The sequence below is a fragment of the Streptomyces sp. NBC_00252 genome (genome assembly GCF_036187565.1).
Taxonomy (GTDB): Bacteria; Actinomycetota; Actinomycetes; order Streptomycetales; family Streptomycetaceae; genus Streptomyces.
The window spans coordinates 7,394,132-7,417,170 of sequence record NZ_CP108087.1 but is presented as its reverse complement, the minus strand read 5'-3'; the positions used below and the strand labels follow the sequence as shown (position 1 = coordinate 7,417,170).

Genomic DNA, 23,039 nt, shown 5'->3' with positions numbered 1-23,039 from the left:
GAAGCCTCGCACCTAACAAATGTTTGGTGGAAAGGTAGCTGATGCGTCCATGGGTGTCTCCACCTCGTCCCCGAAGTCGTCGAAAAAGGGCCCCGGAAAAAGCGGCATCGCCGTCGTCACGGTCGACTACCCGCCGGTGAACGCGCTGCCGGTGGAGGGCTGGTTCGCCCTGGCCGACGCCGTCCGGGCGGCGGGCCGCGATCCCGAGGTGCGCTGTGTGGTGCTGGCGGCGGAGGGGCGCGGGTTCAACGCGGGGGTGGACATCAAGGAGATACAGGCGCAGGGGCGTTCGGCCCTGGTCGGGGTGAACCGCGGCTGTTTCGAGGCGTTCGCGGCGGTGTACGAGTGCGAGGTGCCCGTGGTGGCGGCCGTGCAGGGCTTCTGCCTGGGCGGGGGCATCGGACTGGCGGGGAACGCGGACGCGATCGTGGCGAGCGAGGACGCCACCTTCGGCCTGCCCGAGCTGGACCGGGGCGCGCTGGGCGCCGCCACCCACCTGGCCCGGCTGGTCCCCCAGCACCTGATGCGCGCCCTGTACTACACCTCGCGCACGGCGACGGCCGCCGAGCTGCACGCGCACGGCTCGGTGTGGCGGGTCGTCCCGCGCGCCGAACTCCTGCCCTCCGCACTGGAGTTGGCGGGCGAGATAGCGGCCAAGGACGGCCAGCTGATCCGCCTCGCCAAGTCCGCGATCAACGGCATCGACCCCGTCGACGTCCGCCGCAGCTACCGCTTCGAACAGGGCTTCACCTTCGAGGCCGACGTCAGCGGGGTGGCCGACCGGGTCCGCGACACCTTCGGCACATCGGCGGGGAAGGGGGCGTAGGTGAGCGACAAGACGATGACGGCCGACGAGGTCGTCTCCCGGCTGCACAGCGGCATGACCCTCGGCATCGGCGGCTGGGGCTCCCGCCGCAAACCCATGGCCTTGGTGCGGGCGTTGCTCCGCTCCGACATCACCGACCTCACGGTCGTCTCCTACGGCGGCCCGGACGTCGGCATGCTCGCGGCGGCCGGCCGCATCCGCAGACTGGTGGCCGCGTTCGTCACCCTGGACTCGATCCCGCTCGAACCGCACTACCGCGCGGCCCGCGAGCGCGGGGCCTTCGAGCTGACGGAGATCGACGAGGCGATGTTCATGTGGGGGCTGCGCGCCGCCGCGAACCGGCTGCCGTTCCTGCCGGTGCGGGCGGGGATCGGCTCGGACGTGATGCGGGTCAACCCCGGTCTGCGGACGGTGCCTTCGCCGTACGAGGACGGGGAGACGTTCGTCGCGATGCCGGCCCTGCGGATGGACGCGGCCCTGGTGCACCTGGGCCGCGCCGACCGGCTGGGCAACGGACAGTACCTGGGCCCGGACCCGTACTTCGACGACCTGTTCTGCGAGGCGGCGGACTCCGCCTATCTCTCCTGCGAACGGATCGTGGACACGGCCGAGTTGACGAAGGAGGCACCGCCGCAGTCCCTGCTCGTGAAGCGGCTGAACGTGACGGGGGTCGTCGAGGCCCCCGGCGGCGCCCACTTCACGTCGTGCGCTCCCGACTACGGCAGGGACGAGGACTTCCAGCGGCTGTACGCGAGCACCCCGTGGGCGGAGTTCGCCGAGCGCTTCCTGGCCGGTGACGAACAGGTCTACGCGTCGGCGGTGCGCAACTGGCAGGAGGAGCAGGGGTGATGGGCGAACCGGGGACGGGCGTACGGCGTTCCGAGTACTGCGTGATCGCCTGCGCGGAGGCGTGGCGTGACGCCGGGGAGATCCTGGCCAGCCCGATGGGGTTCATCCCGTCGGTGGGCGCGCGGCTGGCCCGGCTGACCTTCTCGCCGGATCTGTTGCTGACGGACGGCGAGGCGACCATCGTCCGTCCGGACGGGACGCCGGAGGGCTGGTTGCCGTACCGGCAGCATCTGACGCTGGTGGCGAGCGGGCGGCGGCACGTGATGATGGGCGCGAGCCAGATCGACCGGTTCGGCAACCAGAACATCTCGTGCATCGGCGACTGGACGCGGCCGAAGCGGCAGTTGCTCGGGGTGCGCGGGGCGCCGATCAACACCCTGAACAATCCGACGAGTTACTGGGTGCCGAGGCACTCCCCCCGGGTGTTCGTGGAGAGGGTCGACATGGTGTGCGGGGTGGGCCACGACCGGGTCGCCGAGCACCCGGGGACGGCTCGTTTCCATCGCATCCCGCGGGTGGTGTCGGACCTCGGTGTGTTCGACTTCGCGACCCCCGACCGCTCGATGCGGCTGGCCTCGCTGCATCCGGGCGTCACGGTGGAGCAGGTGCGGGAGGCGACGGGGTTCGAGCTGGCCGTGTCGGACGAGGTCCCGTCGACGCGGGAACCGAGCCCGGAGGAGCTGCGGCTGATCCGTGAGGTGATCGACCCCGCCGACAGCCGTTCCAGGGAGGTGAGTTCGTGATGGAGACCGCGCTGACCCGGCTGGTCGGGGTCCGGCATCCGATCGTGCAGACCGGCATGGGGTGGGTGGCGGGACCGCGTCTGGTGTCGGCGACGGCGAACGCGGGCGCGTTGGGCATCCTCGCCTCCGCGACCATGACGACCGACCGGCTCCGGGACGCGATCCGCGAGGTCAGGTCCCGTACGCGGGAGCCGTTCGGGGTGAACCTGCGCGCGGACGCGACCGACGCCGGTGACCGGGTCCGGATCATGATCGAGGAGGGCGTGCGGGTCGCGTCCTTCGCCCTCGCCCCCTCGGCCGAGCTGATCGCCGAGCTGAAGGAGGCGGGTGTCGTCGTGATCCCGTCGATCGGGGCGCGGCGGCACGCGGAGAAGGTCGCGGCGTGGGGTGCGGACGCGGTGATCGTGCAGGGCGGGGAGGGTGGCGGGCACACCGGGGAGGTGGCGACGACGGTGCTGCTGCCGCAGGTCGTGGACGCGGTGGACATCCCCGTCGTGGCGGCGGGCGGCTTCTTCGACGGCCGGGGCCTGGTCGCGGCGCTGGCCTACGGCGCGGCGGGCGTCGCCATGGGCACCCGCTTCCTCCTCACCTCGGACTCGACGGTCCCCGACGCGGTGAAGGCGGCGTACCTGGCGGCGACGGTCAAGGACGTCACGGTCACCCGGGCGGTCGACGGCCTCCCCCACCGCATGCTCCGCACGGAACTGGTCGACACCCTGGAGAACTCCGGCCGCACGAGAACCCTGCTCCGGTCGGTGCACCGGGCAGCGGGCTTCCGCCGTCTGTCCGGGCTGAGCTGGCGGCGGATGATCCGCGACGGCCTCGCGATGAAGCACGGCAAGGAGCTGACCTGGAGCCAGGTGCTGCTGGCCGCGAACACGCCGATGCTGCTGAAGGCATCCATGGTGGACGGGCGCACGGATCTCGGGGTGATGGCGTCCGGCCAGGTCGCGGGGGTGATCGAGGATCTGCCGTCGTGCGCGGAGCTGGTGGCCCGGATGATGGATCAAGCAACGTCAATTGTGGGCGAGTTGGCGTCGGGTGGTGCTTCAATGCGCGCATGACACAGCTGATCAGAGAGCCCTGGGGGCTCAGTGTGTACGGGGCGGGCAGTGTGCGGGTCGAGCCGCAGCTGGTCCGGGTGAAACTGACGATCACCACCCTGGAGCCCTCGGCGGACCGGGCGTTCCAGGAGGCGGACGCCGCGGTGGTCCGGCTGCGCGAGGTGCTGCGCCAGCACGGCATACCCGACGGGTCTGTCTCGGGCTCCCGGCTCCGGCTCAACTCGGAGTACAGCGGGTACGGAGAGGACCGGAAGTTCCTCGGGTACCACTGCCAGGCCTCCTACGTGATCGAGACCGAATCGCTCGACGATCTGCGGCAGTTGATCGTGGACGCGGTCGACGCCGGGGCGCACCAGATCGACAGTGTCGAGTTCGACGTGCGCGACAAGCCCGCACTGCGGGACGAGGCGCGCCGCAAGGCGGTGGCGGCGGCCCGCCGCAAGGCCGAGGTGTACACGGACGCGACGGGCGTGCCGCTGGGTTCGGTGGTGCACATCCAGGACGTGGACCCGGAGTCGTCCGAGTTCTACCGGTCCCGCGGTCACGGGAGTGCGAGCGGGAGTTCCCAGGGCGATCTCGCGCCGGGCCTGGTGGAGGTGTCCGCGGCGGTGGTGCTGGGTTACTCGCTGGACGGCTGACGCGCTCCCGGGTCGCCCCGCCCCCGCTCAGAGCCGTTCGATGATCGTCACGTTGGCCTGGCCACCGCCCTCGCACATGGTCTGCAGGCCGAACCGGCCGTCGGTGCGCTCCAGTTCGTGGAGGAGGGTGGTCATGAGTCTGACGCCGGTCGCGCCGAGGGGGTGACCGAGGGCGATCGCGCCGCCGTTGACGTTGACCCTGTCCGGGTCGGCGCCGGTCTCCTTCAGCCAGGCGAGGACGACGGGCGCGAAGGCCTCGTTGATCTCGACGAGGTCGATGGCGTCGATGGTCAGGCCGGTCTTCTTCAGCGCGTGGGCGGTGGCCGGGATCGGCGCGGAGAGCATGCGGATGGGGTCCTCGCCGCGCACGGAGAGGTGGTGGACGCGGGCGCGGGGCGTCAACCCGTGTTCGCGGACGGCCCGTTCGGAGGCGAGCAGCATCGCCGCCGCGCCGTCGGAGACCTGGGAGGAGCAGGCGGCGGTGATGGTGCCGCCGTCGACGACCGGTTTCAGGCCCGCCATCTTCTCCAGTGACGTGTCCCGGCGCGGGCCCTCGTCGACGGCGACCGGGCCGTAGGGCACCGTCTCGCGTTCGAAGCGGCCCTCGTCGATGGCGCGCAGGGCGCGGCGGTGCGAGCGGAGCGCGAACTCCTCCTGGTCCTGGCGGCTGATCCCCCACTTCGCGGCGATCATCTCGGCGCCGGCGAACTGGTTGACGGGCTGTGTCCCGTACCGCGCGCGCCAGCCCTCGCTGCCGGTGAAGGGGCCGTCGGTGAGGCCGAGCGGTACGGCGGCCTGGCGGGAGGCGAAGGCGATGGGGATGAGGGACATGTTCTGGACGCCGCCCGCGACCACCAGGTCCTGTGTGCCGGACAGGACGCCCTGTGCCGCGAAGTGCACGGCCTGCTGGGAGGAGCCGCACTGCCGGTCCACCGTCACGCCCGGCACCTCCTCGGGCAGCCCGGCCGCCAGCCAGGCGGTCCGCGCGATGTCCCCGGCCTGCGGCCCCACCGCGTCCAGGCACCCGAGGATGACGTCCTCGACGGCGGCGGGATCGATCCCCGAGCGGGCGACCAGCTCCTTGAGGACATGCGCCCCGAGGTCGGCCGGATGCACCGCGCCCAGCCCTCCCCCGCGCCGCCCGACGGGCGTACGGACCGCTTCGACGATGTAGGCCTCGGCCATGTCGACTCCCCATGCAGAGCTGTGAGTTATGTGCGTACGGCGATCCCGTCCAGCACCATCGACAGGTACTGCCGGGCGATCTCCTCGGCGCTGTGCTGTCCGCCCGGCCGGTACCAGGACGCGGCGACCCACACCGTGTCCCGGACGAACCGGTAGGTGAGCCGGACGTCGAGGTCGGCGCGGAAGACCCGGGCGGCGACCCCGCGCTCCAGCGTGGACAGCCACGCCTTCTCGAACTTGCGCTGAGACTCGGCGAGGAACGCGAACCGCTCCTGCGCGACCAGCTGCTTGCTCTCCTTCTGGTAGATCGCGACGGCGGCGCGGTGCCGGTCGATCTCCCGGAACGACTCGGTGACCAGTGCTTCGAGTGTCTGGCGCGGCCCCAACTCGGCGTCCAGGACGGTGTCGTAGCCGCCCCACAGCTCGTCGAGGAAGGTCCGCAGGATCTCCTCCAGCATCGATTCCTTGGAGTCGAAGTGGTAGTAGAGGCTGCCCGCGAGCATGCCCGCGTGGTCGGCGATCTTCCGGACGGTGGTGGCGTTGTACCCCTGCTCGGCGAAGACCTCGGCCGCCGTGTCGAGGAGTTCACGGCGGCGGGCCGGGGCGGCGGTCACCGGGGGTTTCTTCTTGGTCGGCACGGCACCATTGTCGTGCCCCGGCACCGGGCGCCCGCTCGCGCCCTCGCGCCGCTAGGCATGCTGGCTGCTGACGGCCACGACCTCGCCGGTCATGTACGAGGAGTAGTCCGAGGCGAGGAACACGATCACGTTGGCGACCTCCCAGGGCTCCGCGTACCGCCCGAAGGCCTCGCGCGCGGTGAGCTCCGCGAGCAGCTGGGGCGTCGTCACCTTCACCAGGTGCGGGTGCATGGCGAGGCTCGGCGAGACCGCGTTGACCCGCACCCCGTACGCGGCGGCCTCGATCGCCGCGCACCGGGTCAGCGCCATCACGCCCGCCTTGGCCGCCGCGTAGTGCGCCTGCCCGGCCTGGGCGCGCCAGCCGACGACGGAGGCGTTGTTCACGATCACCCCGCCACCCGTCCCGCGCATCGCGCGCAGGGCCGCCCGGGTGCAGCGGAAGGTGCCGTTCAACGTCACGTCCAGGACCTTCGACCACTGCTCGTCGGTCATGTCGACGAGGTCCGAAGTCCCGCCCAGACCAGCGTTGTTGACGACGACGTCCAGCCGCCCGTGCGCCGCGACGGCCGCCTCGAACAGCGCCCCCACCTGCGCCTCGTCGGTGACGTCGCACGGCAGCGCGGCGACCGCCTCCGGCCCGAACTCCCGGGCCAGCTCGGCCTCGTACTCCTTCAGCCGGCGTGTGTGCGCGTCGCTGATCAGGACGCGCGCGCCCTCCTCCAGGAAGCGGCGTGCGGTGGCGCCGCCGATGCCCGCGCCGGCGGCGGCGGTGACGACGGCGGTGCGCCCCTTCAGCAGCCCGTGCCCGGGGACGTGTGCCGGACTCTCGACGCCTGTCATGGGCCCACGCTAACCTACCAAACACTTGTTAGGGAAGGACTGTTGAGGAGGGACGGCCGCATGGACCTCGACTTCACGTCCGCCGAGGAGGAGTTCCGCGCCGAGGCCCGCGCCTGGCTGCGCGCGCACGTGCCGGCCGCACCCCTGCCCTCCCTCGAGACGGAGGAGGGCTTCGCCGCGCACCGCGTCTGGGAGGCCCGACTCGCCGCGGACCGCTGGTCGGTGGTGTCCTGGCCCGAGGAGTACGGCGGCCGGGGCGTGGACATCGTGCGGTGGCTGGTCTTCGAGGAGGAGTACTACGCGGCGGGCGCCCCGGGCCGGGTCGGCCAGAACGGCATCAACCTGCTCGCCCCGACCCTCTTCGACCACGGCACGCACGAGCAGCGCGCGCGTGTGCTGCCCGCGATGGCGACCGGTGAAGTGGTGTGGGCGCAGGCGTGGTCGGAGCCGGAGGCGGGGTCCGACCTGGCCTCCCTCACCTCGCGCGCGGTGCGTACGGACGGCGGCTGGCTGCTGAGCGGGCAGAAGACGTGGTCGTCGCGGGCGGCCTTCGCGGACCGCGCGTTCGGCCTGTTCCGCGGCGAACCCGACACCCCGAAGCCCCATCAGGGCCTGACCTACCTGATGTTCGACCTGCGCGCACCCGGCGTCACGGTCCGTCCGATCGGCCGTCTCGACGGCAAGCCCGCCTTCGCGGAACTCTTCCTGGACGACGTCTTCGTTCCCGACGAGGACGTGATCGGGGAGCCCGGCCAGGGCTGGCGGGTCGCGATGTCGACCGCGGGCAACGAACGCGGGCTCACCCTCCGCTCCCCGGGCCGCTTCCTCGCCTCCGCCGACCGCCTCCTCGGCCTCTGGCGGGCGCGGGGCAGTTCACCGGAGCTGCGGGACCAGGTGGCCGACGCCGTGATCGGCGCCCGCGCCTACCAGCTCTTCACCTACGCCAACGCCTCCCGCTTCCTCGACGGCGGGTCCATCGGCCCGGAGTCCAGCCTGAACAAGGTCTTCTGGTCCGAGTACGACATCGCCCTGCACGAGACGGCCCTCGAACTGCTCGGCGAGGAGGGCGAGTTCGCGGACACCGACTGGGCCGAGGGGTATGTCTTCTCCCTCGCGGGTCCCCTTTACGCCGGGACGAACGAGATCCAGCGCGACATCATCGCCGAGCGCCTGCTCGGCCTGCCGAAGGGCCGCCGCTGATGCGCTTCCTCCTGGACCCCGAACAGCGGGCGTTCGCCGACTCGTTGGACGCGATGCTGACGGCGGCGGACACCCCGTCGGCCGTCCGGGCGTGGAGCCGCGGCGAGCACGGGAGCGGGCTGGCGTTGTGGCGCCGTGTCGCGGAGGCGGGGGTGTTCGCGCTGGCGGTGCCCGAGGCGTACGAGGGGTTCGGGCCCCGGCCGGTCGAACTCGCCGTGGCTTTTGTGGAGTTGGGGCGGCACGCGGTGCCGGGGCCGCTGGTGGAGACGGTCATGGCGGCCGCGCTGCTGGCCGAACCCGGCCCGGCCAAACGGCTGTTGCCCGCACTGACGGCGGGCGAGGCGGTGGCCACGGCGGCGCCCGCGGGGTCGTACGCACTGGACGGTGACGTGGCGACGATCCGCCTGGCCTGGGACGCCGACGGGCTGCGCGGCGCGCCCGGCCACGGTCCCGTACGCGCGTCGCTCGACCCGGCACGCCGGCTCACCCGGCTCCTCCCCGGTGGTGAACTCCTGACCCCGGAACCGCCGTTGGCCCACGCCCTCACCTGGGCGCGGCTGGCGACCGCCGCCCAGGCTCTCGGGGTGGGGCTGGCGTTGCTCGACAGGACCGTGGCCTATGTGAAGCAGCGGACCCAGTTCGGGGTGGCCGTGGGCTCCTTCCAGGCGGTCAAGCATCAACTGGCCGACACCAAGGTCGCGTTGGAGTTCGCGCGGCCGCTGCTCTTCGGGGCCGCGCTCGCCATGGACCCCGCCGACGTGGCCGCCGCGAAGGTCACCGCGTGCGAGGCGGCGTACCGGGCGGCCCGGACGGCGCTCCAGCTGCACGGGGCGATCGGCTACACCGCCGAGTACGACCTGTCGCTGTGGCTGACCAAGGCCCGTGCCCTGCGGTCGAGTTGGGGCAGCCCGGGCGAGTGCCGGGCCGCCGTGCTCGACGGGCTCAGTGGTGGTGGTCGCCGCTCGTGAGTTCCTTGTACTCCTCCGCCGTCGGCTTCGGGATGCGCGCCTCGGGTCCGAACATCGCCTTCGCGAGCCGGGCCCGCACCCGCTGACCGCCCTTGACCTGCCGCTGGACACCGTTCGCGTCGACGAGGGGACCGATCGCGTACGGCGGTTCCTGCTCGTGCTGGGTGAGCCTGAACCGCTCGTCCTGGGTGAGGGGGTCGTGCACCTCGACGTACTCGCCGTGCGGCAGCATCTTGATCAGGCCGGACTCGCGGCCGTGCAACACCTTGTCCCGGTCCCGGCGTTGGAGCCCGAGGCAGACGCGTTTGGTGACCAGGAACGCGAGGACGGGCATGACGAAGAAGGAGACCCGCACGAACCAGGTGATCGCGTTGATCGACAGGTTCAGGTGCGTGGCCACGACGTCGTTGCCGCCGCCGATCAGCAGCACCCCGTACAGACTCAGCCAGGCCACCCCGAGCCCGGTGCGCACGGGCATGTTGCGCGGCCGGTCCAGGATGTGGTGCTCGCGTTTGTCGCCGGTGATCCAGGCCTCGATGAACGGGTAGGCGCCGATGGCCGCGAGGATCAGCGGGAACAGCGTGAAGGGGATGAAGACGCCCAACTCCAGTGTGTGGCCCCAGGCGTTGATCTCCCATCCCGGCATCACCCGGATCAGCCCCTCGGAGAAGCCGAGGTACCAGTCGGGCTGCGCGCCGGTGGTCACCAGGTCAGGCCGGTACGGTCCGAAGGCCCACACGGGGTTGATGCTGGCGATCCCGCCCATCACCGCGAGGACGCCGAAGACGAGGAAGAACATGCCGCCCGCCTTGGCGGTGTAGACCGGCAGGAAGGGGCTGCCGACCACGCTCTTCTCGTTGCGTCCGGCGCCGGGGTACTGCGTGTGCTTGTGGTAGAAGACCAGGATCAGGTGCGCGACCACCAGGCCCAGCATGATCCCCGGCAGCAGCAGGACATGGATCGGGAAGAGCCGCGAGATGATGTCGTGCCCCGGGAACTCCCCGCCGAACAGGAACATCGACATGTACGTGCCGACGATCGGCACGGACAGCATCGCGCCGTCGGCGAAGCGGATGCCGGTGCCGGACAGCAGGTCGTCGGGGAGCGAGTAGCCGGTCAGTCCGGTGAGGATGCCGAGGAACAACAGGGTCCAGCCGAACACCCAGTTGACCTCGCGCGGCTTGCGGAACGCGCCGGTGAAGAACACCCGCATCATGTGGGTGAGCATCCCGGCGATGAACACCACGGCCGCCCAGTGGTGGATCTGCCGGATCAGCAGCCCGCCGCGCACGTCGAAGCTGATGTCGAGCGCCGACTCGTAGGCCCGGGTCATCGGGATGCCGTTCAACGGCGTGTATGACCCGTGGTAGATGACCTCGACGCCGCTCGGCTCGAAGAACAGGGTGAGATAGATGCCGGTGAGGATCAGGACGAGGAAGCTGTAGAGGCAGATCTCGCCCAGCATGAAGGACCAGTGGTCCGGGAAGACCTTGCGCATATTGGACTTGGCGATGGCGTACAGCCCGAGCCGTCCGTCCGCCCAGTCGGCGAGCTTCTCCCCTTTGCCGGGCTCGGGGCGCCGGCCGCCTGACTCAAGGCGCCGACTGCCGCTGTCCGCCGAGCCGTTGACCGGCCGCGTGGCATCCCCGGCACCGTTCGCCGATCCGTTCACCGATCCGTTCGCCGGTCGTGCGCCGTCCATGGGTGGGCCGCCCTCCCCGTCGGTTCACGGACAGCGTGCCACGGTGGACCGGCTAAGCCAACGGTGCGTCAGCAGGGAGATCCAGCCCGCCGATTCCGATCACCGCGCTCAGGCCGTGCGCGTGCAGCACCGCGGCCTCGCCGCCCAACTGGACGGCGTCATAAGGCCGGAGGGTCACTCCGGCCACCTCGGCGGTCCCGTCCAGCGCCACCACCAGCACGTCCGCGCCCAGCCGCAGCCGTCCCCGGACGACGGCCACCGTGGGCGCCGTAGGGCCGGCGCCCCTGCGCCACATCACGTTGAGGTTGACGACGGGGCCGTCCAGGAGCACGCAGTCGGTCGGTACGTCGCCTCGGAAATCCCGTGGTTCGTAACGGGTGTCGACCAGTCGCCGTTCGCCGTCCACGGTCAGGTCCATGCCGGCGCCCTCGACCACGGTGAGGGTCCGGTCGACGTCCGGAAAGGCCGAGAACGGACCGTCCGCCGCGACCTCGGCGAGGCTCACCCGCCACCCGAAGTCGGCCATGCCCGCGCCTTCGGGCCAGGCGGCGATCTCGCGCGTGACACCGCCACCGTTCTTCCAGGGCAAGGCGGTTCGCGCCGAAGCGGGCAGGACCCGGATCACTGGACGAACCCCCGCTCGCGCGCCGCCGCCAGCCACTGCGGGAACTCGCCCACGAGCCGGTCGTAGAGTTCCGCGTCGGTCAGCTTCAGCGGATCCGAACCGGCGTGGAAGAAGCCCGCGTTGTCGATCGGCCGCTTCTGCGGCACCGCCAACTCGTCGAGTCTGCGCAGGAATTCGAACTGCTTGCTCTTCCGGTCGCCGAACCCGACGAACTGCCAGAAGATCGGGAGCCTCGCCGCCTTGCACACATACCGTTCCGCGGCCAGCTTGTTGATGGGGCCGCCGTCGGTCTGGAAGACGACGAGGGCCGGGTCCGTGGCGCCGCTGTCGAGGTAGTGGTCTATGACGGCGTCCATGGCCAGGTGGTAGCTGGTCTTGCCCATGTGCCCGAGCCCGGCGACGATCCGCTCGATCCGGCCCTCGTGGTCGGCCAGCGCGATGTCGGTGACCGCGTCGACGTCCGTCGAGAAGAAGACGACCGGCACCGTCCCGTCGTCGTCGAGGTGCGCCGAGAGGCCCAACACCCGGTCCGCCAGGGCCTGCACGCTGCCGTCCCTGTAGTACGGCTTCATGGAACCCGAGTAGTCGACCACGAGATAGACGGCCGCCCGCTGCCCGTCCAGACCGTGTTTCCGGAGCGAGACCCCGGCGGTCTTGTACAGGCTGACCAGCGCGGGCGCGGTCTCCTCGACCTTGCTGAGCGAGATCGCGGGCACAGGGGCTCCCTTCGGACCGAGGCGAAAACTCCGAGATCGAAAAGGCCGAGATTACGCCACGCGCCCCCGGCAGGTTCAATGTCCCCCCAACCCCCGGAATAGGGACGTAACCGCACTTACGCTGGCCCCATGAAACGCGCCGGCGTCCTGATGCTCGCCGCCGTACCCGTCGCCATCGCCGCGACGGCCTACGGCATCTCGCCCTCCGCCCACGACGACCCGCGCCCCGCGCACCCGTCCGCGTCCGCCGCGACGCAGCGCAGAGCGCCGGAGGGCCTGGCCGCGCCGGCCATGAAGGACCTCGCCCAGGAGCTGGTGGCCAGCGCCGAGAACTCCACCCTCGACTGGCGCAGCGCGTACGGCTATGTGCAGGACATCGGCGACGGACAGGGCTACACCGCGGGCATCATCGGCTTCTGCACCGGCACCCACGACCTGCTCGTCCTGGTCGAGCACTACACCGCGGCCCACCCCGGCAACGGCCTCGCCCGCTACCTCCCCGCCCTGCGCAAGGTCGACGGCACGGCCTCGCACGAGGGCCTGGACCCCGGCTTCCCGGCCGCCTGGCGCGCCGAGGCGAAGGTCCCGGCCTTCCAGGCGGCGCAGGACGCGGAGCGCGACCGCATCTACTTCGACCCCGCCGTCAGCACGGCGCAGCGCGACGGCCTGGGCCCGCTGGGCCAGTTCATCTACTACGACGCGATCGTCTTCCACGGCCCGGGCACGGACGGCTTCTACGGCATCCGGGAGCGCGCGATGCGGCGGGTGAGGACGCCTGCCGAAGGGGGTTCCGAGAAGGCCTACTTGAGCGCCTTCCTCGACATCCGCCGGGCCACGATGCGCGCCAAGCACCCCGGCATCGACACCACCCGCATCGACACGGCCCAGCGCAAGTTCCTGGACGAGGGGAACCTGGAGCTGCGGACACCGCTGGTGTGGAAGGTGTACGGGGAGACGTACAAGGTGCCTTAGAGGAGCGGGAGCCGACCCCGGACGCGCCACGGCGCCTGCCGGTCCGGTCGGGGACTGGGCAAGCGCCGCGCTCTGTTCCGCACGCCATTGTGCGGGACGTTTTTGACGGGCCGTCAGGCCCGTGCACCGTCAGACCATCAAGGCCCGGTCCGTCGGCCGGATCGGCGCCGGCAGTTCGCTGGCGCCCGCCAGGAAACGGTCGACTCCGCGTGCCGCCGAGCGGCCCTCCGCGATCGCCCAGACGATGAGGGACTGGCCGCGGCCCGCGTCACCGGCGACGAAGACGCCGGGGACGTTGGTCTGGAAGTCGGCGTCACGGGCGATGTTGCCGCGCTCGTCGAGGTCCAGGGCGAACTGGTCGACGAGACCGTTCTCGCGGTCGGTGCCGGTGAACCCCATGGCCAGGGTGACCAGTTGGGCCGGGATCTTGCGCTCGGTGCCGGGCTTCTGGGTCAGCTTGCCGTCGACGAACTCGACCTCGACGAGGTGCAGCCACTGGACGTTGCCGTCCTCGTCGCCCTCGAAGTGGGTGGTGTTGACGGAGTAGACCCGCTCACCGCCCTCCTCGTGCGCGGAGGTCACCTTGTAGAGCATCGGGAAGGTCGGCCAGGGCTGCGCGACCGCGTTCCGCTCGTCGCCCGGGCGGGGCATGATCTCCAACTGCGTGACGGACGCGGCCCCTTGGCGGTGCGCCGTACCGACGCAGTCGGCGCCGGTGTCGCCGCCGCCGATGACGACGACGTGCTTGCCCTCGGCCGAGACCGGGGCGGTGACGTAGTCGCCTTCCTGGACCTTGTTCGACAGGGGCAGGTACTCCATCGCCTGGTAGACGCCGGTCAACTCCCGCCCGGGGACGGGGAGATCGCGGGCGGTGGTGGAGCCGGCGGCGATGACGACCGCGTCGTAGCGCTTGCGCAGGTCGGTGGCCTTGAGGTCGACGCCGATCTCGATGCCGGTGCGGAAGCGGGTGCCCTCCGCGCGCATCTGCTCGATACGGCGGTTGATGTGCCGCTTCTCCATCTTGAACTCGGGGATGCCGTACCGGAGAAGGCCCCCGATGCGGTCCGCGCGCTCGTAGACGGCGACGGTGTGGCCCGCCCGGGTGAGCTGCTGCGCGGCGGCGAGGCCCGCCGGGCCCGAGCCGATGACCGCGACGGTCTTGCCGGAGAGGCGCTCGGGGGCCTGCGGGGCGACGTCGCCCGTCTCCCACGCCTTGTCGATGATGGAGACCTCGACGTTCTTGATGGTGACCGGCGGCTGGTTGATGCCCAGCACACAGGCCGCCTCGCACGGCGCGGGGCACAACCGCCCGGTGAACTCGGGGAAGTTGTTGGTGGCGTGCAGACGCTCCGACGCAGCCGTCCAGTCCCCGCGGTAGGCGTAGTCGTTCCACTCGGGGATGAGGTTCCCCAGCGGACAGCCGTTGTGGCAGAACGGGATACCGCAGTCCATGCAGCGGCCGGCCTGCTTGCCGATGATCGGCAGCAGCGAACCGGGGACGTAGACCTCGTTCCAGTCCTTGAGACGGACGTCCACGGGGCGGGACTTGGCGACCTCGCGCCCGTGGTTCAGAAAGCCCTTCGGGTCAGCCATTGATCGCCGCCTCCATCATCTTCTCGGTGATCTCGGTCTCGGAGAGACCCGCTCGCTCGGCGGCGTCCTTGGCGGCGAGCACTGCCTTGTAGGCACTGGGGATGATCTTGCTGAAGCGCTCCACGGACACGGACCACTCGGCGAGCAGCTTCTCGGCGACCGTCGAGGCGGTCTCCTCGGCGTGTCGGCGCACCACGTCGTGCAGCCACTGCTTGTCGGTGTCGTCCAGCTCCTCGACGGCGCCCGCGTTCCCGACGTTCACGTTGTCGGGGTTCAGGTCGATGACGTAGGCGATGCCGCCGGACATGCCCGCCGCGAAGTTGCGGCCGGTCTCGCCCAGGACGACCGCCCGGCCGCCGGTCATGTACTCGCAGCCGTGGTCGCCCACGCCCTCGGAGACCACGGTGGCACCGGAGTTGCGGACACAGAACCGCTCGCCGGTACGCCCGCGCAGGAACAGCTCGCCGCCGGTCGCGCCGTAGGCGATGGTGTTGCCCGCGATGGTGGAGAACTCGGCGAGGTGGTCGGCGCCCCGGTCGGGGCGGACGATGACCCGGCCGCCCGAAAGGCCCTTGCCCACATAGTCGTTGGCGTCGCCCTCCAGGCGCAGCGTGACACCGCGCGGGAGGAAGGCGCCGAAGGACTGGCCGGCCGAGCCGGTGAAGGTGATGTCGATGGTGTCGTCGGGCAGACCCGCCCCGCCGAACTTCTTCGTCACCTCGTGGCCGAGCATGGTGCCGACCGTGCGGTTGATGTTGCGGATCGCGACCTGCGCGCGGACCGGCTGGGCGTCGGTGGCACTGGACGCGGCGAGCGCGTCGGCGGCGAGCTTGATCAGCTCGTTGTCGAGCGCCTTCTCCAGGCCGTGGTCCTGCTTGACGACCTGGTGGAGGGCGGCGCCGTCCGGGAGTTCGGGGACGTAGAAGAGGGGGGCGAGGTCGAGGCCCTGCGCCTTCCAGTGGTCCACGGCGCGCTCGACGTCGAGCGTGCCGGCCTTGCCGACGGCTTCCTCGATGGTGCGGAAGCCCAGCTCGGCGAGGATCTCGCGGACCTCTTCGGCGATGAACTGGAAGAAGTTCACGACGTATTCGGCCTTGCCCGCGAACCGGTCGCGCAGCACCGGGTTCTGGGTGGCGATGCCGACCGGGCAGGTGTCGAGGTGGCAGACGCGCATCATGACGCAGCCGGAGACGACGAGCGGCGCGGTCGCGAAACCGAACTCCTCGGCGCCGAGCAGCGCGGCGATGACGACGTCACGGCCGGTCTTCAGCTGGCCGTCGGTCTGGACGACGATCCGGTCCCGAAGTCCGTTGAGCAGCAAGGTCTGTTGGGTCTCGGCGAGGCCCAACTCCCAAGGTCCACCGGCGTGCTTCAGAGACGTGAGCGGAGAGGCGCCCGTGCCGCCGTCGTGGCCGGAGATGAGGACGACGTCCGCGTGCGCCTTGGAGACACCGGCGGCGACCGTGCCGACACCGACCTCGGAGACCAGCTTCACGTGGATCCGCGCCTGCGGGTTCGCGTTCTTCAGGTCGTGGATCAGCTGGGCGAGGTCCTCGATGGAGTAGATGTCGTGGTGCGGCGGCGGCGAGATGAGACCGACGCCGGGCGTCGAGTGACGCGTCTTGGCGACCCACGGGTAGACCTTGTGGCCGGGCAGCTGGCCGCCCTCGCCGGGCTTGGCGCCCTGGGCCATCTTGATCTGGATGTCGTCCGCGTTGACGAGGTACTCGGAGGTGACGCCGAAGCGGCCGGAGGCGACCTGCTTGATGGCGCTGCGCCGGGCCGGGTCGTAGAGCCGGTCCGCGTCCTCGCCGCCCTCGCCGGTGTTGGACTTGCCGCCCAGCTGGTTCATGGCGATGGCGAGCGTCTCGTGCGCCTCCAGGGAGATGGAGCCGTACGACATGGCGCCGGTGGAGAAGCGCTTGACGATCTCGGAGACGGGCTCGACCTCGTCGATGGAGATCGACGGGCGGTCCGACTTGAAGCCGAAGAGCCCGCGCAGGGTCATCAGCCGCTCGGACTGCTCGTTCACGCGGTCCGTGTACTTCTTGAAGATGTCGTAGCGGTTGGTCCGCGTCGAGTGCTGGAGGCGGAAGACCGTCTCCGGGTCGAACAGGTGCGGCTCGCCCTCGCGGCGCCACTGGTACTCGCCGCCTATGTCGAGGGCGCGGTGCGCGGGCGCGATGCCGCTCGCCGGGTACGCCTTCGCGTGGCGGGCGGCGACCTCCTTGGCGATGACGTCGATGCCGACGCCGCCGATCTTGGTGGCCGTACCGCTGAAGTAGGCGTTGACGAACCGCTCGTCCAGGCCGACCGCTTCGAAGACCTGGGCACCACGGTAGGAGGCGACCGTCGAGATGCCCATCTTGGACATGACCTTGAGGACGCCCTTGCCGAGCGCGTAGATCAGGTTGCGGATGGCCTGCTCGGCCTCGATGTCGGTGAGGAACGTGCCCGCGCGGACGAGGTCCTCGACGGACTCCATCGCCAGGTACGGGTTCACCGCGGCGGCGCCGAAGCCGATGAGCAGGGCGACGTGGTGGACCTCGCGGACGTCACCGGCCTCCACCAGCAGGCCCACCTGGGTGCGCTGCTTGGTGCGGATGAGGTGGTGGTGGACGGCGGCGGTGAGCAGCAGCGAGGGGATCGGCGCGTGCTCGGCGTCGGAGTGCCGGTCCGAGAGGACGATCAGGCGGGCGCCGTTCTCGATCGCGGCGTCGGCCTCGGTGCAGATCTCGGTGAGGCGGGCCGCGAGGGCGTCGCCGCCGCCGGAGACCCGGTACAGACCGGAGAGGGTCGCGGCCTTCATGCCGGGCATGTCACCGTCGGCGTTGATGTGGATGAGCTTGGCCAGCTCGTCGTTGTCGATCACCGGGAAGGGCAGGGTGACGCTACGACAGGAAGCGGCCGTCGGCTCCAGCAGGTTGCTCGCCGGGCCGAGCGAGGAACGCAGGCTGGTGACCAGCTCCTCGCGGATCGCGTCCAGCGGCGGGTTGGTGACCTGCGCGAACAGCTGGGTGAAGTAGTCGAAGAGCAGCCGGGGCCGGGCGGACAGCGCGGCGATCGGCGAGTCGGTGCCCATCGAACCGATCGGCTCCGCACCGGCCTTGGCCATCGGCGCGAGGATGACGCGCAGCTCCTCCTCGGTGTAGCCGAAGGTCTGCTGGCGGCGGGTGACCGAGGCGTGGGTGTGCACGATGTGCTCACGCTCGGGGAGGTCGGACAGCTCGATCTCACCGGCTTCGAGCCAGTCGCCGTACGGCTTCTCGGCGGCGAGGCCGGCCTTGATCTCGTCGTCCTCGATGATGCGGTGCTCGGCGGTGTCCACGAGGAACATGCGGCCGGGCTGGAGGCGGCCCTTGCGGACGACCTTCGCGGGGTCGATGTCGAGGACGCCGACCTCGGAGCCGAGGACGACGAGGCCCTCGTCGGTGACCCAGTAACGGCCGGGGCGCAGGCCGTTGCGGTCGAGGACCGCGCCGACCTGGGTGCCGTCGGTGAAGGTGACACAGGCCGGACCGTCCCACGGCTCCATCATCGTGGCGTGGAACTGGTAGAAGGCGCGGCGGGCCGGGTCCATGGAGTCGTGGTTCTCCCACGCCTCCGGGATCATCATCAGCACCGAGTGCGGCAGCGAACGCCCGCCCAGGTGCAGGAGTTCGAGCACCTCGTCGAAGGACGCGGAGTCGGAGGCGTCCGGCGTGCAGATCGGGAAGACGCGGTCGAGCTTGTCCTGGTCGCCGAAGAGGTCGGAGACGAGCTGGGACTCGCGGGCCGCCATCCAGTTGCGGTTGCCCTTGACCGTGTTGATCTCGCCGTTGTGCGCGACGAAGCGGTATGGGTGGGCGAGGGGCCACGACGGGAAGGTGTTCGTGGAGAACCGGGAGTGCACGAGCGAGATCGCGGAGGCGAAGCGCCGGTCGGACAGGTCCGGGAAGAAGGGCTCCAGCTGACCGGTGGTGAGCATGCCCTTGTAGACGATGGTCCGCGCGGAGAGCGACGGGAAGTAGACGCCGGCCTCGCGTTCGGCGCGCTTGCGCAGCGCGAACGCCTTGCGGTCGAGGTCGATGCCCTGGCTCTGCCCGTCGCTCACGAAGAGCTGACGGAAGAGGGGCATGGTCGAACGGGCCGTGGCGCCGAGGAGTTCGGGCGCGGTCGGCACCTCGCGCCATCCGAGAACCGTGAGGCCCTCCTCGGCGACGATCGTCTCGACCTGTGAGACGGTCGCATCCGCGCCGTCCACGGGCAGGAAGGCGATACCGACCGCGTAACCACCGGCGGCGGGCAGATCGAATCCGGCCACCTCCCGGAAGAAGGCGTCCGGCACCTGGGACAGGATGCCCGCGCCGTCGCCCGAGTCGGGCTCGGCACCGGTCGCACCGCGGTGCTCCAGGTTGCGCAGCACTGTGAGCGCCTGCTCGACCAGCGCGTGGCTCGCCTCGCCGGTGAGGGTGGCCACGAAGCCGACGCCACAGGCGTCGTGCTCGTTACGGGGGTCGTACATACCCTGCGCGGCAGGGCGAGCATCCATGAAGGACCAGTTCTGGCCATTCGCGGTGTGCTGGGACGGCTGGCGCGGCGTACGCATCGGCTCTCCCGTCGTCGTCGTGACATATGCGTGGTGCATAGGGACGACGCTGGCCCTCTGCGAAGTGAGTGCAAAATTTCGTGCAGGTTACATGATGGAGCGGTTCTCGGGAACCGGATACTGCGTTCCAACATGCGGACGCCGCAGGGTGGCGGCGCGGCACCGCACAGGCGGTGGAAGTTAAGGGGACCTAAGCGGACAGATCGATGTCCGTCGGTCCGGGGCAGAGGGAGCGTTGTCGCCCATCCCGCGGGTGTGCCACAGGCGTCATTGCCCACAGCGCTTACGGCTCATGCCCGGTGGTTAAGCGTTCGAAACCAGCGAGTAACGGCTACTTATGCGACCCAGCGCATAAGTGCGCGTCGAGCTATCCTACGACCGTTCCGAACAGGGTGCCCAGGGCGTACGTCACACCGGCCGCCGCACCGCCCAGCGTGAGCTGACGCAGCCCGCTGAACCACCAGGACCGCGCGGTCACCCGGGCCACCACGGCACCGCACCCGAAGAGTCCGACCAGCGCGAGCAGCAGCGCGGGCCACAGCGAGGTCGCCCCCAGCAGGAACGGCAGTACGGGAAGAAGCGCGCCGAGCGCGAAGGCCCCGAAGGAAGAGACGGCGGCGACAAGGGGAGAGGGCAGATCGCCGGGATCGATGCCCAGCTCTTCCCGGGCATGTATCTCGAGGGCCTGCTCGGGGTCACGGGACAACTGCTTCGCGACCTCACGGGCCAGCGCGGGCTCCACACCGCGGGACACATACAGAGAGGCGAGCTCCCCTTCCTCGTCCTCCGGGTGCTTGCGCAGCTCGCGGCGCTCGACGTCGAGCTCGGCCTCGACCAGCTCGCGCTGGGAGGCGACGGAGGTGTACTCGCCGGCCGCCATGGAGAAGGCACCGGCCGCGAGTCCGGCGAGCCCGGTGATGACGACGGTCTGGTGACTGACGGCGCCGCCGACGACACCGGTCATCAGGGCGAGGTTGGAGACGAGACCGTCCATCGCGCCGAACACCGCGGGGCGCAGCCAGCCGCCGTTCACATCACGGTGGGTGTGGTTGTCGCGGTGCGTCTCGTGGAGCGTCGCCTCGGTCTCGATGATGGCCATGCGGTGATCCCCCAGGAGGCTAAGGTAAGGCTAAGTTTGGATGAGTTCTACTCTTTGACAACACTCAACATAAGCCTTTCATTTCCCGCTCACCAGCAAGGAAAGGCTGGGCTAACCTGCGGCTTTACCCTCGAACGCTCATCCGTGACATAGCTTGATCAGATGTCGACCGGGTGATGCTGCGCTCCGTCAGGCTCTGCCGAAGGCCTCCCGTGGGAGACATCCGCAAAGGGTTCCGCGCCCTGAGGCGCCCTGAGGGAACCCCGTAGGAGAGGCCGCGTATGGCATCGATCGCCTGCATTCCCCCGGTCCCGGCGCCCAAGAACGCCACCGAACTCCGCGAGCGGGCGCGTGGCGCGCTGCTCGGCCTCGCGGTGGGAGACGCCCTCGGCGCACCGGCGGAGAACATGAAGCCCTCGGAAATCCGGGCCCGTTGGGGCCGCATCACGGGTTACGTCGCGGAGAACCCGGCGGGCACGGACGACACGGAGTACGCGATCTTCTCCGGCCTCCTCCTGGCCCGCCACGGCTCGGCCCTCACCCCGACCCATGTGGAGGCGGCCTGGCACGAGTGGATCGCGGACCGGGACGAGGGCCCGTTCCGGGGCGCGGGTTTCAGTGAACGCGGCACGTTGGAGAACCTCCGCAGAGGCCTGGCCGCCCCGATCTCGGCACAACACCGCCACGCCTGGAGCGACGGCCTGGCCATGCGGGCTGCCCCCTTCGGCGTCTTCGCGGCGGGCCGTCCCGCGGAGGCGGCCCGCCTGGTCGCGATCGACGGTTCGGTGAGCCACGACGGCGAGGGCATCTACGGCGGCCAGGCGGTGGCGGCGGGTGTCGCGGCGGCGATGGCGGGCGCCCCCACCATCGCGGTCGTCGCCTCCGCCCTCGCGGTCGTCCCGGACGACTCCTGGACCGCCCGCTCCCTCCGCCGCGCGGTGGCGGTGGCCCACCGAGGCGAACGCGCGGTCCGCTCCGCGGTCGTCATCGGCGGCTACCCGTGGACCGACCTGGCCCCCGAGGCCGTGGCGCTGGCCTTCGGCGCGTATGCCGCAGCGGACGGCGACTTCACGGAGTCAGTCCTCACGGCGGTGAACATGGGCCGCGACGCGGACACGACGGCGGCGGTGGCAGGCGCCCTGGCGGGCGCAACCCGGGGCGCGTCCTCAATCCCGCCCGACTGGGCAGCGGCAATCGGCCCGGCCCGGGGAAGCTGCCTACCGGCGATGGCCGGCCACCACGTGCTGGACATCGCGGAGTTGCTGGTTCCCGGGGAGGGCGGGAAGTGGGGGGCGGGCGGTGCGGCCCGAGGGGAGCAACGGGAGTATGTGCTGGCTGCGGATGAGGACGAGGTGCGGCTGTGAGGGAGCGGGAGAGCGGGGGTGACGTCTTGGGGCCGGTTGGGTACAGGGCTGAACTCGGGACGGCGGAAGGCGAGTTGGCCACGCAGGCGCCGCCCGCCCCCACCCCCCTCAACGAGCCGGCCGCCAACGGCGATTACGCCCCACAGGGGCCACCCGCACCACCCACCACCCATCTCCACCCGCCCGCCCCCGCCCCCCTCAACGAGTCGGCCGCCAACGGCGATCGCGCCCCACAGGGGCCACCCGCACCCGACGACGAAAGTGGTACGGGTGGTGCGGGTGGGAACAACGGAGACGATGGCGGAGCCGAGGCGAAGCGCGTCGAGGGGCTGCTGCTCGGGCTCGCCGCAGGAGATGCCGCCGGTTGGCCCGCCGCACGGCACCGCGCCGCTCGGATGCCGGAGTGGACCCGCCGCCTCACCCGCGAACTGGACACCTTCGCCGAGCAGAACGCGACCACCACCCTCCCCGTCCCCATCGCCCTGAACCAACCCCCCGAGCCCCTGCGCCTGGGCCCCTCCGACGACGCCGAATGGGCGGCCTTCGCCGCAGAAGCCGTACTGAAGGCAGGCGACGACACAGTCCTGGGCGACCTCAGCAGAGAACGCCGGACCCGCGCGGCCATCGACCTCACATGGAACGCCATCGCCAGCGAGGTCGCCGCCGCGGCGGACCGCGCCCCGGAGGTCGAATCCGCCGTACTCCCCCTCAGAGCCCGCATCTCGGTAAGGGCAGGCCTCGGCAACCTGGCCGCGGGCCTGCGCCCACCCGCGACAGGCCACGACAACCCCCACTACTTCGACGACGCGGCCTGCATCAGAGCCTGCGTCCTGGCGGTGGCGCACCCCGGCGACCCCCAACGCGCCGCCGCCCTCGCCGAGTTCGACGCCCACTACACCCAGGACGGCGACGGAGTCCACGGCGCGAGAGCGATGGCCGCGGCCCTCTCCCTCGCCCTGGTGGGCACGGCCGTGGACGACTGCGTGGCGGCGGCCCTCGCCGAACTCCCGGAGGCCACGGAAATCGGCCGCAACGCCCGCCACGCACTGAAGTTGGCCCAGGACAGCGACAGCGCGTTCGCCCTGATCCCCCTCCTGGAACACCAGATCGTCGACCACGTCTACAGCTACGGCATCGCGGCGGCCGAAACCGTCCCGGTGGCCCTGGCGTTGGCGACGGCCTCCCGGGGCCGTATCGCGGAGGCGGTCCCCGCCGCGGCCTGTCTCTCCCGCGTCGCCGACTCCGCCCCGGCCCTCGTGGGCGCTCTCACCGGAGCACTCAGCGGCGGCCGGGCGATCCCCGAAACCTGGCGGGACGCCTGCCGCACCCTCTCCGGCTGCGCCCTCCCCCGCCTCACCGGCACGGACCTCGTGGAACTCGCCGAACTCCTGGAAGCCACACAACCGGCCCCACCAGGAGGATGATTCGG

At 70.9% G+C, this 23,039-nt stretch carries 19 protein-coding genes; 10 read left to right on the top strand and 9 right to left on the bottom strand.

Annotated elements, in window-relative coordinates; all coding sequences use genetic code 11:
* The first annotated feature begins 49 nt into the window (after positions 1-49).
* Genes OHT77_RS32905 through OHT77_RS32885 form a run of 5 tightly spaced genes read left to right on the top strand, consistent with a single transcriptional unit; the run spans position 50 to position 4,120 of the window.
* Positions 50-826: an enoyl-CoA hydratase family protein gene (locus tag OHT77_RS32905; RefSeq protein WP_328832054.1), complete on the top strand. Its 777-nt coding sequence runs from the start codon at positions 50-52 to the stop codon at positions 824-826.
* Positions 827-1,675: a CoA transferase subunit A gene (locus OHT77_RS32900; protein ID WP_328832053.1), complete on the top strand. Its 849-nt coding sequence runs from the start codon at positions 827-829 to the stop codon at positions 1,673-1,675.
* Positions 1,675-2,418 carry a CoA-transferase subunit beta gene (locus OHT77_RS32895; protein ID WP_328832052.1) on the top strand — a complete coding sequence of 248 codons (744 nt, stop codon included), beginning with the start codon at positions 1,675-1,677 and terminating at the stop codon, positions 2,416-2,418. Before OHT77_RS32900 ends, OHT77_RS32895 begins: the two co-directional genes overlap by 1 nt.
* The gene (locus tag OHT77_RS32890) at positions 2,418-3,482 is read left to right on the top strand and encodes an NAD(P)H-dependent flavin oxidoreductase (RefSeq protein WP_328832051.1); all 1,065 of its coding nucleotides are present in this window, start codon (positions 2,418-2,420) and stop codon (positions 3,480-3,482) included. The genes OHT77_RS32895 and OHT77_RS32890 overlap by 1 nt, the downstream gene beginning before the upstream one ends.
* A complete protein-coding gene (locus OHT77_RS32885) occupies positions 3,479-4,120 on the top strand; it encodes an SIMPL domain-containing protein (protein WP_328832050.1) in 642 nt (213 codons plus the stop codon). The genes OHT77_RS32890 and OHT77_RS32885 overlap by 4 nt, the downstream gene beginning before the upstream one ends.
* A gap of 27 nt (positions 4,121-4,147) precedes the next feature.
* Here the strand turns inward: OHT77_RS32885 and OHT77_RS32880 are convergent, their stop codons facing one another.
* Genes OHT77_RS32880 through OHT77_RS32870 form a run of 3 tightly spaced genes read right to left on the bottom strand, consistent with a single transcriptional unit; the run spans position 4,148 to position 6,783 of the window.
* Positions 4,148-5,305, bottom strand: a complete 1,158-nt coding sequence (locus OHT77_RS32880; RefSeq protein WP_328832048.1) for an acetyl-CoA C-acetyltransferase — start codon at positions 5,303-5,305, stop codon at positions 4,148-4,150.
* A 26-nt stretch (positions 5,306-5,331) separates the two neighbouring features.
* Entirely contained in the window at positions 5,332-5,943 is a 612-nt protein-coding gene (locus tag OHT77_RS32875; protein WP_328832047.1) for a TetR/AcrR family transcriptional regulator, read from the bottom strand.
* A 51-nt stretch (positions 5,944-5,994) separates the two neighbouring features.
* On the bottom strand, positions 5,995-6,783 hold the full coding sequence (locus tag OHT77_RS32870; protein ID WP_328832046.1) for an SDR family oxidoreductase: 789 nt from the start codon (positions 6,781-6,783) through the stop codon (positions 5,995-5,997).
* A 60-nt stretch (positions 6,784-6,843) separates the two neighbouring features.
* Here OHT77_RS32870 and OHT77_RS32865 point away from each other — a divergent pair, with 60 nt between their 5' ends.
* Positions 6,844-7,983 carry an acyl-CoA dehydrogenase family protein gene (locus OHT77_RS32865; RefSeq protein ID WP_328832045.1) on the top strand — a complete coding sequence of 380 codons (1,140 nt, stop codon included), beginning with the start codon at positions 6,844-6,846 and terminating at the stop codon, positions 7,981-7,983.
* On the top strand, positions 7,983-8,951 hold the full coding sequence (locus OHT77_RS32860; protein ID WP_328832044.1) for an acyl-CoA dehydrogenase family protein: 969 nt from the start codon (positions 7,983-7,985) through the stop codon (positions 8,949-8,951). Before OHT77_RS32865 ends, OHT77_RS32860 begins: the two co-directional genes overlap by 1 nt.
* Here OHT77_RS32860 and qcrB read toward each other — a convergent pair.
* The 3 genes from qcrB to OHT77_RS32845 are packed head-to-tail and all read right to left on the bottom strand — an operon-like array spanning position 8,926 to position 11,994.
* A complete protein-coding gene (gene qcrB / locus OHT77_RS32855; RefSeq protein WP_328832043.1) occupies positions 8,926-10,653 on the bottom strand; it encodes a cytochrome bc1 complex cytochrome b subunit in 1,728 nt (575 codons plus the stop codon). The two genes, OHT77_RS32860 and qcrB, sit on opposite strands and share 26 nt — an antisense overlap.
* 52 nt (positions 10,654-10,705) lie before the next feature.
* A complete protein-coding gene (locus OHT77_RS32850) occupies positions 10,706-11,278 on the bottom strand; it encodes a HutD/Ves family protein (RefSeq protein ID WP_328832042.1) in 573 nt (190 codons plus the stop codon).
* Positions 11,275-11,994 (bottom strand): vWA domain-containing protein, encoded by a 720-nt coding sequence (locus tag OHT77_RS32845; protein WP_328832041.1) that lies wholly within the window; start codon positions 11,992-11,994, stop codon positions 11,275-11,277. The genes OHT77_RS32850 and OHT77_RS32845 overlap by 4 nt, the downstream gene beginning before the upstream one ends.
* 129 nt (positions 11,995-12,123) lie before the next feature.
* Between OHT77_RS32845 and OHT77_RS32840 the strand changes: the two genes are divergently transcribed.
* Positions 12,124-12,966, top strand: a complete 843-nt coding sequence (locus OHT77_RS32840) for a chitosanase (protein ID WP_328832040.1) — start codon at positions 12,124-12,126, stop codon at positions 12,964-12,966.
* A gap of 129 nt (positions 12,967-13,095) precedes the next feature.
* On the opposite strand, the gene OHT77_RS32835 is transcribed toward OHT77_RS32840, so the two are convergent.
* The 3 genes from OHT77_RS32835 to OHT77_RS32825 form a co-directional block, all read right to left on the bottom strand.
* Complete coding sequence (locus tag OHT77_RS32835; protein ID WP_328832038.1) at positions 13,096-14,559, bottom strand: glutamate synthase subunit beta; 1,464 nt, start codon at positions 14,557-14,559, stop codon at positions 13,096-13,098.
* Complete coding sequence (gene gltB / locus OHT77_RS32830; protein WP_328834414.1) at positions 14,552-19,147, bottom strand: glutamate synthase large subunit; 4,596 nt, start codon at positions 19,145-19,147, stop codon at positions 14,552-14,554. Before gltB ends, OHT77_RS32835 begins: the two co-directional genes overlap by 8 nt.
* A gap of 367 nt (positions 19,148-19,514) precedes the next feature.
* Positions 19,515-20,246 (bottom strand): VIT1/CCC1 transporter family protein, encoded by a 732-nt coding sequence (locus tag OHT77_RS32825; RefSeq protein ID WP_328832036.1) that lies wholly within the window; start codon positions 20,244-20,246, stop codon positions 19,515-19,517.
* A 281-nt stretch (positions 20,247-20,527) separates the two neighbouring features.
* Here OHT77_RS32825 and OHT77_RS32820 point away from each other — a divergent pair, with 281 nt between their 5' ends.
* Entirely contained in the window at positions 20,528-21,610 is a 1,083-nt protein-coding gene (locus OHT77_RS32820; RefSeq protein WP_328832035.1) for an ADP-ribosylglycohydrolase family protein, read from the top strand.
* 74 nt (positions 21,611-21,684) lie between these two features.
* Positions 21,685-23,034, top strand: a complete 1,350-nt coding sequence (locus OHT77_RS32815) for an ADP-ribosylglycohydrolase family protein (protein ID WP_328832034.1) — start codon at positions 21,685-21,687, stop codon at positions 23,032-23,034.
* Positions 23,035-23,039: the final 5 nt, after the last annotated feature.

Bases quoted from the DNA above. Each gene is read 5' to 3' on its own strand.
- OHT77_RS32885 (WP_328832050.1), top strand. From the start codon at position 3,479: ATGACACAGCTGATCAGAGAGCCCTGGGGGCTCAGTGTGTACGGGGCG.
- OHT77_RS32865 (WP_328832045.1), top strand. From the start codon at position 6,844: ATGGACCTCGACTTCACGTCCGCCGAGGAGGAGTTCCGCGCCGAGGCC.
- OHT77_RS32860 (WP_328832044.1), top strand. From the start codon at position 7,983: ATGCGCTTCCTCCTGGACCCCGAACAGCGGGCGTTCGCCGACTCGTTG.
- OHT77_RS32890 (WP_328832051.1), top strand. From the start codon at position 2,418: ATGGAGACCGCGCTGACCCGGCTGGTCGGGGTCCGGCATCCGATCGTG.
- OHT77_RS32835 (WP_328832038.1), bottom strand. From the start codon at position 14,559: ATGGCTGACCCGAAGGGCTTTCTGAACCACGGGCGCGAGGTCGCCAAG.
- OHT77_RS32840 (WP_328832040.1), top strand. From the start codon at position 12,124: ATGAAACGCGCCGGCGTCCTGATGCTCGCCGCCGTACCCGTCGCCATC.
- OHT77_RS32880 (WP_328832048.1), bottom strand. From the start codon at position 5,305: ATGGCCGAGGCCTACATCGTCGAAGCGGTCCGTACGCCCGTCGGGCGG.
- OHT77_RS32825 (WP_328832036.1), bottom strand. From the start codon at position 20,246: ATGGCCATCATCGAGACCGAGGCGACGCTCCACGAGACGCACCGCGAC.
- OHT77_RS32895 (WP_328832052.1), top strand. From the start codon at position 1,675: ATGGGCGAACCGGGGACGGGCGTACGGCGTTCCGAGTACTGCGTGATC.
- OHT77_RS32820 (WP_328832035.1), top strand. From the start codon at position 20,528: ATGGCATCGATCGCCTGCATTCCCCCGGTCCCGGCGCCCAAGAACGCC.
- gltB (WP_328834414.1), bottom strand. From the start codon at position 19,147: ATGCGTACGCCGCGCCAGCCGTCCCAGCACACCGCGAATGGCCAGAAC.
- qcrB (WP_328832043.1), bottom strand. From the start codon at position 10,653: ATGGACGGCGCACGACCGGCGAACGGATCGGTGAACGGATCGGCGAAC.
- OHT77_RS32870 (WP_328832046.1), bottom strand. From the start codon at position 6,783: ATGACAGGCGTCGAGAGTCCGGCACACGTCCCCGGGCACGGGCTGCTG.
- OHT77_RS32905 (WP_328832054.1), top strand. From the start codon at position 50: ATGGGTGTCTCCACCTCGTCCCCGAAGTCGTCGAAAAAGGGCCCCGGA.